The organism is Paractinoplanes tereljensis (assembly GCF_016862435.1).
Classification (GTDB): Bacteria; Actinomycetota; Actinomycetes; order Mycobacteriales; family Micromonosporaceae; genus Actinoplanes; species Actinoplanes tereljensis.
In genome coordinates this window covers 136,774-149,164 of record NZ_BOMY01000050.1, presented here as the reverse complement: position 1 = coordinate 149,164, position 12,391 = coordinate 136,774, and the positions used below count along the sequence as shown (strand labels likewise).

Annotated in this window: 10 protein-coding genes; 4 read left to right on the top strand and 6 right to left on the bottom strand. The window is 68.1% G+C overall.

The genetic code is table 11. From position 1 onward, the window contains the following. The first annotated feature begins 124 nt into the window (after positions 1–124). The gene (locus Ate02nite_RS38880) at positions 125–1,240 is read left to right on the top strand and encodes a globin domain-containing protein (RefSeq protein ID WP_203812912.1); all 1,116 of its coding nucleotides are present in this window, start codon (positions 125–127) and stop codon (positions 1,238–1,240) included. Here Ate02nite_RS38880 and Ate02nite_RS38875 read toward each other — a convergent pair. Then, complete coding sequence (locus tag Ate02nite_RS38875; protein ID WP_203813097.1) at positions 1,237–2,769, bottom strand: peptide deformylase; 1,533 nt, start codon at positions 2,767–2,769, stop codon at positions 1,237–1,239. The genes Ate02nite_RS38880 and Ate02nite_RS38875 overlap by 4 nt on opposite strands. A gap of 353 nt (positions 2,770–3,122) precedes the next feature. Here Ate02nite_RS38875 and Ate02nite_RS38870 point away from each other — a divergent pair, with 353 nt between their 5' ends. After that, a complete protein-coding gene (locus Ate02nite_RS38870; RefSeq protein WP_203813096.1) occupies positions 3,123–3,842 on the top strand; it encodes an IucA/IucC family C-terminal-domain containing protein in 720 nt (239 codons plus the stop codon). Between the two features lie 91 nt (positions 3,843–3,933). Here Ate02nite_RS38870 and Ate02nite_RS38865 read toward each other — a convergent pair whose 3' ends face one another. Then, positions 3,934–4,914, bottom strand: a complete 981-nt coding sequence (locus Ate02nite_RS38865; protein ID WP_203812911.1) for an aldo/keto reductase — start codon at positions 4,912–4,914, stop codon at positions 3,934–3,936. Between the two features lie 70 nt (positions 4,915–4,984). On the opposite strand from Ate02nite_RS38865, the gene Ate02nite_RS38860 reads away from it, so the two are divergent. Both Ate02nite_RS38860 and Ate02nite_RS38855 read left to right on the top strand, forming a co-directional pair. Beyond that, positions 4,985–5,530: a hypothetical protein gene (locus tag Ate02nite_RS38860; RefSeq protein WP_203812910.1), complete on the top strand. Its 546-nt coding sequence runs from the start codon at positions 4,985–4,987 to the stop codon at positions 5,528–5,530. A gap of 401 nt (positions 5,531–5,931) precedes the next feature. Continuing rightward, a complete protein-coding gene (locus Ate02nite_RS38855; protein WP_203812909.1) occupies positions 5,932–6,630 on the top strand; it encodes a Crp/Fnr family transcriptional regulator in 699 nt (232 codons plus the stop codon). Between the two features lie 8 nt (positions 6,631–6,638). On the opposite strand, the gene Ate02nite_RS38850 is transcribed toward Ate02nite_RS38855, so the two are convergent. From Ate02nite_RS38850 to Ate02nite_RS38835, 4 genes are read right to left on the bottom strand one after another with little or no spacing between them, the layout of a single operon-like run. Beyond that, on the bottom strand, positions 6,639–8,018 hold the full coding sequence (locus tag Ate02nite_RS38850; RefSeq protein ID WP_203812908.1) for a DUF4407 domain-containing protein: 1,380 nt from the start codon (positions 8,016–8,018) through the stop codon (positions 6,639–6,641). Continuing rightward, complete coding sequence (locus Ate02nite_RS38845; protein WP_203812907.1) at positions 8,002–9,420, bottom strand: hypothetical protein; 1,419 nt, start codon at positions 9,418–9,420, stop codon at positions 8,002–8,004. The genes Ate02nite_RS38850 and Ate02nite_RS38845 overlap by 17 nt, the downstream gene beginning before the upstream one ends. A gap of 11 nt (positions 9,421–9,431) precedes the next feature. After that, positions 9,432–11,519 (bottom strand): hypothetical protein, encoded by a 2,088-nt coding sequence (locus tag Ate02nite_RS38840; RefSeq protein ID WP_203812906.1) that lies wholly within the window; start codon positions 11,517–11,519, stop codon positions 9,432–9,434. After that, the gene (locus tag Ate02nite_RS38835; protein WP_203812905.1) at positions 11,512–12,147 is read right to left on the bottom strand and encodes a hypothetical protein; all 636 of its coding nucleotides are present in this window, start codon (positions 12,145–12,147) and stop codon (positions 11,512–11,514) included. The genes Ate02nite_RS38840 and Ate02nite_RS38835 overlap by 8 nt, the downstream gene beginning before the upstream one ends. Between the last annotated feature and the right edge of the window lie 244 nt (positions 12,148–12,391).

Sequence of the window (12,391 nt, the reverse complement as noted above, 5' to 3'; positions counted from 1 at the left end):
ATAGTCCGCTAAGCACAAACGGACCTATCCGGGCAAGCGACGCGCCGGTTACCAGGGTCCGCACTGAGACGAGTCGCACTTTTCGTGCGTCGGGTTAGCGACTGACGTGACCACCCTGAAGGGCATGGGAGACCTCGCTCGCTTGCTCAAGGAGAGTTGGACACTCGTCGAGGAGCATCAGGACAAGGTCGCCGGCTATTTCTACGCCCGGATCTTCCTGTCTCATCCGGCTCTACGGGACCTGTTTCCGGTGCATATGGACGTGCAGCGCTCCCGCCTGCTGAACGCGATCGTCACCGCGGTGCAGACCCTGGACGACCCGGAGAAGTTCGACGAGTACCTCAAGGCTCTCGGTCGTGATCACAAAAAGTTCCACGTGGAACCAGAACACTACGAGGTGGTGGGGGGCGCATTGATCGAGGCGATGCGGGCGCACGCGGGTGAGGAGTGGGGCGTCGAGTACGACCAGGCGTGGGCGGACGCGTACGCGGTGATCGCCTCGCGCATGATCGCCGGCGCGGACGCCGACACCAACCCGCCCTACTGGTACGCCGAGGTGGTGGCGCACGAGCGCCGGGGGCGCGACCTCGCCGTGTTCACCGTGCAGCCGATGCAGCAGCTCGAGTTCCGGGCCGGGCAGTACCTCAGCATCGAATGCACGAAGTACCAGCCGCGGCTGTGGCGCACGTACTCGATGGCGAACGCACCGCGCCGGGACAACACGCTCGAGTTCCACGTGCGGTCGCTGGGGGCCGGCTGGGTGTCCAGTGCCCTGGTGCGCCGGCTCCAGGTCGGCGACATGATCAAGCTGGCCGCCCCGATGGGGACGATGAACCTGGATCGGCGGTCGACCCGGGACGCGGTGTTCATCGCCGGCGGTACCGGCCTGGCCCCGGTGAAGTCGCTGCTGGAGGAGCTCACCCGGTACAACCGGACGCGCTGGGTGCACGTCTTCTTCGGCGCGAAGAGCCGGGACGACCTCTACGACCTGGCCGACCTGAACCGGCTCGCGGCTCGTTACCCGTGGCTGTCGGTGGTGACGGCGTGCAGCGAGGACCCGACCTTCCCCGGTGAGCAGGGCAACATCTCGGATGTGGTCGCCCGTTACGGCCCGTGGAACAACCATGACTTCTTCGTGTCCGGCTCCGGGCCGATGGTCAAGTCGACCCTGAAGACGCTGGCCGAGATGCAGGTGCCGTCGGTGCGCATAAAATATGACAGCTTTACGGATATGAACTAGTAATCCCAGGGTCGGCCGGTCTGCTGGTAGTTCGCCACCGGCACCAGGTTGGATTCCGCGTGCATCCGGTCCACGTACAGCCGGCCCTCGAGGTGGTCGATCTCGTGCGCGACCAGCCGGGCCATCGCCCGGTCGAACGACGTGATCACCCGGGCACCGTCGAAGCGGGCGTGTTCCACCTCGATGCGCAGCGGCCGCCGGACGAGGCCGCGGTAATCGAAGAAGGACAGGCACCCTTCGTACTGTTCGTCGCGGTCGCCGGACTCGTCGACGATCCGGGGGTTGAGCAGCACCACCGGCTCGGCGGCCCGGTCCGGCGGGCGCACCACCGCGGCCGCCACCGAGCGGCCGATCTGCGGCGCGGCCAGACCGACGCCCTTGCTGAAGTCGTGCAGTTCCTCGAGCCGGCGCAGCGAGGTGAGCAGCGTGCTGACCGCTTCCCGGGCGTCGGCCGCCTCACGCGGCAGCTGGAAGTGCCGGGCCCGCTGCCGCAGCAGGTCGGAGCCGCGCTGCACGATGCCGATGCCGCGCATCGCGGACGAGGCGCGCGGCTTGCCGTTCTCCTCGCCGGGGGCGTACTCGGCGTAGGACGGCGCACCCGGCCCGCGGAACCGCCATTCCAGCCGGTAGCGCGCGTTCAGCAGCGGCGCGTCGGTGGTCCACTCGAAGATCGCCCGGTCACCGTCCTGGTGCCGCTCGAGCGGGGTGCGCACCGGCACCTCAGCGGCCAGCGACGTCTCGACCCCCCACACCTGCGGGTCGAACGTGGCCGGGAAGTTGAGCCGGACGGTGATGCGCCGGGTGGGCAGGCGCACGGCCCGCTGGAACCACTGGCCCCACTTCTCGACGCCGACCGTGTACGCGTACTCGATGGTCGTGCGCTCGCCTGGGTAGAGCGGGAACTGCCCGCGCTCGTTCGCGAAGAGCAGCCACACCTCCTTGGCCGCGTCCCGGTCGAGCTTGACCCGCCACTGCATCGCCTCACCGGCGGCACCCTCACCCGCGAGCGCCTCGATGTTCATTTCCTCGAAGGTGAGCGGGTGCCGGCGGTGATGCCGGTTGGAGCCGGTCGGGTCGTGCGGGTACCGGTCCACCGAGATCTTCACGAGGTACCGGGTGACCGGCTCGGAGCCGGCGTTGTAGAGGTTGCGCCGAACCCGGCAGCGGTAGGCGCCGTCGGCGTAGGTCAGCTCGGCGACCTCCTGCTCGACGATCACGCCGGTGCCCGGCGGCATCCACTGAACCGGCACGGGCGGATCGCGGTGCAGGGTGGCACCCCGCGCGTGACGCAGTTCGTCGTACTCCTGGAAGCGCTGCCAAATCAGCCCGCCGGCGCCGAGGACGGCTTCCGCCCGACGGGCGAAGTCCTCGGTGGGTTTATGTCGACGACCCTCGACATGGCTGACGTAGGAGGGGTCGAAGCCCATGCGTGCGGCCAGTTGCTTCTTGCTCATGCCGCGCTCGACCCGCCAATGCGCCAGCGCCGTTACGAATTGATCAGCGGCCCGCTCGACGGGCGAGGTGGTCATCATCGATGTCCCCTTCGCGACGAGAGTTTCAGTGTCGCCGCCGCCCATGTCCTCAAGGTGCTAGTAGCACTTAGCCGACAGATACCTTGACGATTCCGCCAACGTCTCGGGCAACGCGGGAACGCACGGTTAGGCAACCCTTGCCGAGGGTATTCGTCCGAAAGATCGGGTTGGGCGCGTTGGTTAGGCTAGCCTTAGAGGTGTACGGTGAGTCGTCTTGGAGAGCCCGGGTAGACGAGGTACGGCGAGGTGAAAGCGGTTATGTCGCTTCGGAGCGGTAGCGGTCAGTGACCACTGCTCTGACGACCCCCGTCCTCGCGCCCCTCACCCCGGTGACCGCGACGCTGACCACGATGTTCGGCACCAGCACCGAGATCGCCGGCCTCGCTCCCGATCTCCTGGTCCACGATCAAACCAACTGGACCCCCGCCTCCGAGCTGGCCGAAACGAAGCTCGACCTCCTCCTGGCGACCGCCGGCCGCCGCTGGAACGCCCAGCCGCACGCCGCCGCCGCGCTGGCCTGGAAGGCTTACACCTACTGGTCGGCCCTGCCGGCCGTCCTCGGATACGCCTCGGCCCGCCGCGTCCCCCTGCTGAGCAGCGACAACGTGCTGGTGCACTTCAACGACCCGCGCCCGCTGCTCACCCTGGGCCTGCGCGCCGGCATCCCGGTGGCGGTCCTGCCGAACGACCCGCTGGCGCTCACCGCCGACCCTCGGGTCCGGGTGGTCGCCGACGAAGAGGCGCTCCTGGCCGAACTGCGCCGCTCGCTGCTCGACAACCACCTGACCCCGCTGCTCAACGCCATCCACGGGCGGGTCCGGCTGGGCAAGCGCACCCTGCTCGGCTCGCTGGCCTCGGGCGTCGCCTACGGCATCCTCCGCTCGGCCGACGCGGTCCCCGGATCCTCCGCCGACACGATCACGACGCTGCACCGCGCCCTCGGCGTCGAAGACCTGACCGAACTGGTCACCGACCAGAACGGCCAGCTCGACGTCCAACGCAAAACCTGCTGCCTGGCCTTCACCCTGCCGAAGCCCAAGGTTTGCAGCGGCTGCTGCATCAAAAACTAGAGGTACGCCCTCCGAACAGTCCCCGGATACCCAGCCCGGCAACCGTCGTTGGTCACCCCCGGTGCCGCGGCCGCCGGGCGGGCCCGCGGGGCTAGTAGCGGGTGCCGGCTGGGGCCGGCAGTGAGTCCAGTTCGGCCAGGTCGGCGTCGCGTAGCGTCAGGTCGGCGGCGCCCGCGTTGTCGGCCAGGTACTTCGGGGTCTTCGTGCCCGGGATCGGGATCACGTACTCGCCCTGGGCCAGCACCCAGGCCAGCGCCACCCGGGCCGGAGTCACGCCCAGCCGGTCCGCGATCGAGCGCACCCGGTCGACGATCGCCTGGTTGGCCTCGAGTGCCTCCTGCTGGAAGCGCGGCAGCCGACGCCGGAAGTCGTCCTCGGGCACGTCGTCCAGCGAGGCGAAACGCCCGGTCAGGAAGCCACGGCCGAGCGGCGAGAAGGGCAGGAAGGCGATGCCCTGCTGCTCGCAGTACGGCACCACCTCGGCCAGCGCGTCCCGGGTCCACAGCGACAGCTCCGACTGCACCGACGCCACCGGGTGCACCGCCTGCGCTCGCTTGATCTCGTCGACGGTCACCTCGGACAGGCCGATCGCCTTCGTCTTGCCGGCCGCGACCGCCTCGGCCATCGCACCCCAGGACTCCTCGATCGGGACCTCGTCGTCGACCCGGTGCAGCTGATAGAGGTCGACGTGGTCGGTCTGCAAACGGCGCAGGCTGTCGTCGATCGACGTACGGATGTAATCGGGTTTGCCGTTTTTGATCGCGCCGGAGGAATTCTTGTTCGGCGTGCCGCCCAGCGCGCTGACCAGGCCGACCTTGGTCGCCAGCACCGCTCGATCGCGGTAGCCGCCGGTGGCCAGCGCCCGCCCGACCAGCTCCTCGTTGGTGTGCGGCCCGTAGACGTCGGCCGTGTCGATGAGCGTCATCCCGAGATCGATCGCCTCGTGGATGACCGCGATCGAGGTCGCGTCGTCGCGCTCGGCGGCCATGTCGTAGGCGTGCGTCATGCCCATGCAGCCCAGTCCGATGACGCCGACCTCGGGCCCGCCGCTGCCCAGTGTGGTCTTGCGCATGTTCTTCCCCTTTCGGTCGCACATAGCTAACCGCTCTCTTACCCCGACAATTTTTGCCTAAGGTCCCGGTATGGGGTTGGGCTGGCGCGAAGGTGCGGTGACGGTCTCGGGCCTACTGGTCCTGGCCAGCGCCTTTCTGCCCTGGTGGGCGGTAAGCGTGCAGGTGCGCGACGCCGGCGGCACCCACGTGGCGACCTACTTCGGCTCGGCCTGGCAGATGTCGTCCCGGTGGACGGCCGCCGTGTTGATCGTCTTCGGCGCGGCCGCGCTGTGGCTGGTCTGGCGGCTCGTCCGCGGGCGGGTCCCCGGACCGGTCTGGGCGGTGCTGCTGGCCGCGGTCGCCATCGCGGTGTTTCTCACCCTGGACCAGCGGGACGCGTCCGGCGAGTGGCTGTCGGCCCCGACGATCGAGCTCAGCCTAGGTCCCGATCCCGACCCGGCCGGTTCGCTGGCGGCGGCTTGGATGCAGCGGGACGACCTCAACGCGTACGCCAGCGACGGCCTGAACATCGGCCTCGCCTGGGGCTTCTGGACCGGCTTCACCGCGATGATCCTGACCGGCGCCTCGCTGGCGCTGGCCGGCCCCGAGGGCACCCGAACACCCTGGCGGATCTAGGCCTGAGCCGACGCATCGTAGGGCGGGCATCGGCGCCGCGTGGACACTACGAGGGAATTGGCCTGATTTGTTGGATCTTCAGGTCTTTCGTCATATCGAGACGGACCGTTTGCCTCTGTCCGTTATGCGTGTTTTGCGGCGAAGATTTACCCAGTCCCGGATGTTGGCACCTGCACCCTTCGAGCGAAGGCTGGACCACGGTCGACGGCTTGTCGATCGGCATTTGTCGGCATCCGGGGCGCCATCCACACGTGGACCACGTGCGTAGATTGCCCCGATCCCGGCGCTACCCGGACGCAATCATCCAGCCGGGTAACGCTATGCGCCCAAATCCCGATGGGACCACCAGCCGGTTGAGACAACCCTTTGACTCAGCTACGTCTGCGCATTGGGGGTCCGGCATGGTGTCTCAGCAGTGGGGGCCGAAGACGCTCCTGGCTCGGCTCCCGGCGCAGACACGCGAGGAGGTGATCGGGCTGGGGGTGGAGCGCCGATACCGCACCGGCGACGTGCTCCTCAAACAGGGCGCGGCCACGCGCGAGACGCTGCTGTTGCTGACCGGCTTCGTCAAGGTCATCGCGGAGGACGGCACGGAGCCGGTGCTCCTGACGATCCGCGCGGCCGGCGACCCGGTGGGAGACCTCGCCGCCATGAGCGGTCAGTTGCGGTCCGCGACCGTCATCGCCTGCACGCCGATCACGGCTCGCTTCATCCTGCCGCAGACGTTGCGCACCTTTCTCCGTGATCGGCCGCAGGTGGCGGAGTTGCTCAATGCCCTGGTCGTCGACCAACTCTCCGTGGCGAACCGGCGCCGGGTGGAGATGGCCACCCGGCCGGTGCTCGATCGGCTGGTCAGCGTCCTGCTCGATCTCGCTGAAATCTGCGGCGAGCCGCAGGAGGACGGGTCGACGGCCCTGCCGAACTGGTTCAGTCAGGCCGAGCTGGCGGCCCTGGTCGGCACGTCCTCGGTCGACACCGTCCAGCGGTCTCTGCGCAACCTGCGCGAACAGGACCTGATCGAGAACGGGTACCGGCGAATCACCATCCTGGATCCGGACGGGCTCGCCGCCCGGAGAGTCCGTCCGGATCACGAGGGATAGTGCGGGCATCAGGCCATCTCGGCGGCGTACCGCTGCGCTCGACGGTCGATCTCCGCGTCCACGTCCTCATCGTGATGCTCGCGGACCCGCCGGCTCTGATCGTCGACCTCGTCCATGGCGGCTTGCGTAGAGGCTTGGACGGAGTGCTCGGAACAGTCGAGGTTCAGCCCGTGGAAGGTCTGCCCCGTGCGGAGCTGGCGGTTGACCAGCTTGTCGTAGAAGGTCGAGCCGCCGAGGATCTTGGCCAGCACCGGCAGGCTGTCCAACATGATCAGTAGCGCTCGCACCAGCCACTGCGCTCCCCAGACGAAGTTACTGTCGTGCGACAACCGTTCCAGCCCATTCGCCTGCTCGATGATGTCGACCCGGCCGAAGGTCTTCTTGTACTCGGTCACCTGGTCCGCGATGCCCTTCTCGACCACCTGCTGATAGCTCTGCCGGTCGGTGCCCAGGGTGCCGGTGAGCTCCTTGATCTTGAGGTCGAGGGCGTCGATGTTCTTCTTCATGCCCGGCAGGTTGATCTGTCGCTCGAAGGCGGTCGCGACCTGCCACGCCTGCCGGCATCGCCGCCCCCAACCCTCCTGACCGCTGGTCCCGCCCACCTTGACCCCGGCGCACTCCTTCTCGGCGAAACTCTGCTTCTCGTCCCGCTGCGCGGTCGCCTTCTCGTAGTCACCGTTGAGCTTGGTGCGCTGCTGCTCGAGTCCGACCAGGGTGGCCTGCGTGGCCGCCGGCCCGGAGCTGCCGAGCTGATGGCCGGCACACTCGGGCCGGCCGGTCGTGTCGCTGCCGTCCGTCGGGTTGCACTTCGTCCAGAGCCCGGTCTCCTTCTCGATCAGCTTTTCCCGGTACTGCGCGACGTTGGTGTCGATCGCCGGGTGGAAGATCCAGAGCACCAGAGGTTCGGCGATGACCGCACCGAGAAGGACAGCCATCGCCAGTCGCGGCAGAAACATGAGCCAGCGCCCGGACCCGAGCGCACCGTGCGTGCTGGCCACCATCCAGCTGTCGATCGTGATGACGAGCAGGGCCCAGAACAGCGCGATCGGAATGACTACCAGCCACGGGACATCGAGCACCCGTAGCAGCGCCGTGAAGAGGGAGATCGCGGCCATCATCCCGGTGTTCAACACGATCAGGCCGAGTCTCGTGTACCGTGCGCGCTCCTCCGGCACCCAGGACAGGACCTCCTCGCGAACTCCGATGAGGCGCCGGGCAAGCAGGGAGACGGTCGTACGGTCAGCCTCGACCGGGCGGCTGTAGAGCGTTCCGCCGAGCCGGACCGAGGCCCGCCCGGATGTCGGCGCGGGTTCCCCCGCCGGGGTGCGGTTGTCCTGGGAGATGCGTGGTTTCGGCAGTTCGGCCGTGATGTCAGCGCCCGGGGTCATCGTCCTCGTCCTTGGATTCGATGTCGATCTCGACGGGGTCGTTGTCGTTCTCCCCGTCGTCCGTGCCGGTCTCGGACGACGCCGACTTCTCGGCCTCGATCGGTGCGGGCTGGTCGGCCTCGGGCAGCGCCCCGCGGTCCGGGTTGCTTACCGCCGGTGTCCCGCCGTAGATGTCCGTGACGAGCTTGTCGACCTGCACGTTGATCATGTCCAGGTGTCCGCGTTTGGCGAGCTCGCGCAGGACGTCCAGCTGCATGTCCAGCTGCTTGTGCCGGTCCTCACGATCTTCCTGGCGACGGTCCCGTATCTCCTGGCGCTCAGCCCGTACGGTCTCGAGCTCCATCAGCCGCCGGTGGTTCGACGCCTCCCGTTGCTCGTCCCGGTCGGAGGACAGTGCCTTGGTCCGCTCGTCGTGCGTCCAGGAGATCTGCATGCGGTCGTCATCGCGGTCCAGGTCCCCCTGCCGGCGGGTGTACTCGACGCGATCGCGTTCGTCGGCCACCATGCGTTCGGCCAGTTCCTTGGCGTCGATCTCACCCTTGGCCTGCGCGAAGATCAGCGCCTTCAAGGGGTCGCCGCCGAACGACTCGAACGCGTACTCGACCTCGCGGCGGGCGAACGCCAGCTGCTCGGCCTGCACCTGCTGGATATGCTGCTGTTCCTTGCGCGCCTGCTGGTGGGAGTGCTCCTGGTCGACCCGGTCGGCGGCATGCTTGCCACCGCGCCGGCGGCCCTCCAGACCCTGCGTGTGCCGCTCGGCGTCCAACTCGTCGTCCTGGTGGTAACCGACACGCTGCCGCTGAAGGGTGTGTTCGGCCTCGGCCTCGCGGCGTCGTTTCTCGAACTGCTCGAGATCCGGCGGAGTCAGCACCTCCACGCCCAGGAATCGCAGGTCCAAACCGTGCACATCGGGTGGTTTGACCTCGGTGTAGGCGCGAATTCGCGCGGTGGCCTCACGGCGCAGTTGGTTGAGGTGGGCCATCCGCAGGCCGAGGGCGAGGTGCCCCAGCTTCCCGTCCCGCTGGAGGTACGCCAGGATCGCCTCGGAGGCCTGCACGTTCTCGCGGACCACCAGCGCCGGATCGGTCACCGTGCAGGAGAAGGTGATGCGCATGATGAAGTTGCTCGCCTCGGCCGACGGGATGGTCATCTCGACGGTGATCGGCATACCCCGGCTGATGTTGACCAGGGAAACGCAGTCGGCGCGAACCACATTGTCGTCGTCGCGGGCGAGCTCGCCGCGGTTGACGACGTAGCGGCCCTCCACCCGGTACACCCAGACCTCATGGGCACCGGCCTTCGGCAGTTCATCGGCGTCGCGCCGCTTCTTTCCCAGGCCGAGGAGTCCGCGGCTGGGGGCGTCCTTCAAGAATTCCGTACGGACTACGGGGTAGCCGGGCATGGGAACCTCTTTCAACTCGCCTTGCGGCGGTAGTGCCGTTCGATGACGTCAAGCAGCACCAGGGCCGGCGAACGCTGGCCCTTGGCGCGAGTGCGAGTGGTCGCGTCGACGGTCCGCAGATGCTGGTAGAAGGGGGTTACCTCGTCGGCCGGCAACGCCTTTACCAGTGCCTCACCCAGCCGGGAAGCGAACTCGATGGGCTCGTCAGTGATGTGTCCCAGCCGGTTGAGCCCGTGCCAGAGAGCGTCGAGGACGAGAGGCCGGCCGGGCCGGTAACGAATGCCCTCCGCCCATAGCCTCGCCACCAGCTCCAGCCGATGCGGGTACTTCTCCAGGTAGAGGAAGGTGGCGGGCACCCGCGGACGGTTCTCCCGCATGATCAGCACTTCGACCAGCACGTGCCGGGCCCGGAGAACCGCGTTCCGGTCGGCCGGACGGGTCGGCTCCCGATGTAGCTGCTGATCGAGCGTCGAGAGCACCTTGCCCGAGAAGCCGGTCTCCAGCAGCGTGTCGAACAGCACGGCCATGGCTCGGCACGCCTGGTCGAAGCCCTTCGTCGCACTCACGATCAGCTGCCAGAGCTGCCGGATCGCCTGAGCCGGATCGCTTGCTCCGAGCACTCCGCTGTACGCCATGGCCGCCGACCACCGTTGCTCCGGATCCCCGTGGTTGGCCCAGTAGTTGGCGATCCTCAAGGCGCTCGGCTGGGTGTCGTCCCGGAAGCACATGGCCCACAGCACGAAGACGGCGGTGACCTGCCCGGTCGGGCCGATCTTGCCGCGCGACCAGGGCGACAGGTAGGTCATCTGGACCTCGTCGAAGTCGCAGGCGGCCAGGTCCGCGAGTCCGAACGCGATCTCCGAGTCGGCGTCGCTCACCACCAGTTCGGTCAGCCAGTCCGCCACCGCGTTCCAGAACGGCGTCTGACAGCGCCGGCTCAGTTCGGCGAGGACGTGCCGCCGGTAACCGTCGCTGCGAAAACCGAGCACGCGCCGGGTGCTGGTCGGGCCGGCCACCTGACGCTCGACAATCAGGCCGTCGTCGCAGATCAGCCGGTTGCGGCCGGCGAGCACATGTTCCCCCGGCTCGGCCCCTTTCGGACGGCCGCTGCGGGTGCGTGGTGGCTTGATCGCCTCGTGCCGGTGCAACGCCGCCTCGAAGCCCTTGCGCAACGACTCAAACTCGCGATAGATCACCTCGCCGAGGAAGGCGAGGGTGGCCACGTCGACGATTGCCCGCGCGTCACTCTCGTGCTTGTCGAACCAGTCCCGAACCCGCTGAGCCGATCGCTCGGACAGCTTGTCGATCGCCGCCTCCGGCTCCTCGCCACCGCGGATCGATCGCAGGACCGCGGCGACATCGGCCATCGAGCAGTCCGGCGGGAGTCGGTCGCCGACGAGTTCGATCGCCTCGGGCTCGATGTCCTGGTCCACCAGGTACGAGCCGGCCAGGGTCCGCATGTCCGGCCGGTTCCAGGCGATCTGCCCGACCAGCTCGACGTGTGGATCGATCGCCGCGACGGTGGTGATCACCAGGTAGGCGCGACAACGGCGCACCCGGTCGCGCACCCGCCGCCACGCGAAGTCGACGTCGTCGACCCGGCTGTCGTCGACCCGGTTGACGACCAGGTAACCCTGGCCCGGGCGATAGTCGGTCCGGGACAGCTCCTTGAGGTCGCCGGCCGAGATGACCACCAGGCGGTCGGTGGTGACCTCGCGGAGCAAGTTGATCCCGCCGGTTCGCTTCCCGACGCCGGTCGGTCCGCACAGCAGCACGACGTGGTCGCTGATCAACCGCCCGAGCGCCTCGTCGAACGTCACCGGCCTGGAGTAGAACTCGGTCTCCGCCTTCACCTCGTCATCGTCGAGCCGGCCGGTGAGCACCCGAGGCGCGGCGGTCCGGCCGCCCCGGCCGTCCCCCATCCCGATCGTCCCGGCCATGACCATGCCGGTGAAGTTGTTGACGACCTCCGCGATCTTCTTGGTGCTTCGGTCGGACCGACCCGGACCGTCGTCCTTGTCCTCGTCGGGCGGCCGCCTGGTCGAGGCCTCGTCGCCCTCCGGTTCAGCGGGGACGTCCTCCACTTCGGACTCAGCCATAGTGGTTCTCCTGGATCCCGATCACCCCGGCCGTAACCTCACCGTGGAAGTTGTTGGTCATGCTCGGCCGGGCCGGCCCGGCCGATTCATTCCCCGGCGGCGGGTCCGGGGCAGGCTGGGCGCCGGGAACGGGGCCACCGGTCAGGTCCACGTCGCGCAGGTCGAAGCCGGGAGCATGCAGCCAGGCCTCATCGCGGTATTCCTTGACCTGGACGGCAACCTTGCGGAAGCGGTGTGCCCGGATAGCGGTGTGCCCGGACGCAACGGTGTCGAGGAAGACCCGGTTCGAGAGGATCACTACCAGGCCGGCCTCCGGCAGCGCGTCCTGAACGGCTCGCGCCGCGTCCGCGTTGACCAGGCGGCTCACCACGACGACCCCGGCACCGGCGTAGCCGTTCGCACCCGGCTCGACCACGCCGTTGTGGATGGCGAGTCGCAGTCGCAGCCGGGCACCGGCGACGCGGTCCTCGTTGTAGTCGGCGATGTTCTCGGCCAGGATTCGGCAGAAGTCGTCGATCAGGACGTTCTCCGGCTCGTCGGGCGGCAGGATCGCCAACTCCCCGTCGCCCGCCTTCTGGCAGTCCCAGTCCTGGCGCCGCAGGCCCGCCGACTTCGCGCTCGACGCCATCAAGTCGACAAGACCCTGCTGATAGGCCAGTTGGCGCCTACCGTTTCCCTCGCTGTAACCGCGAGCGTCGGCGGACAGCAATGGGTGGCGCCCAACGGCGCGTCTTGTCATCTCGTTCTCCCGTTTCATCATTTCGGCGCAGATCATGACAGCCAACTACAAGATCAGTATTTCGATCACCGCAAAAGGCGGAATGCCGTGTCACAGATCCGCAGTCCAGGCCACTTGCGGCCCACCCGCACAA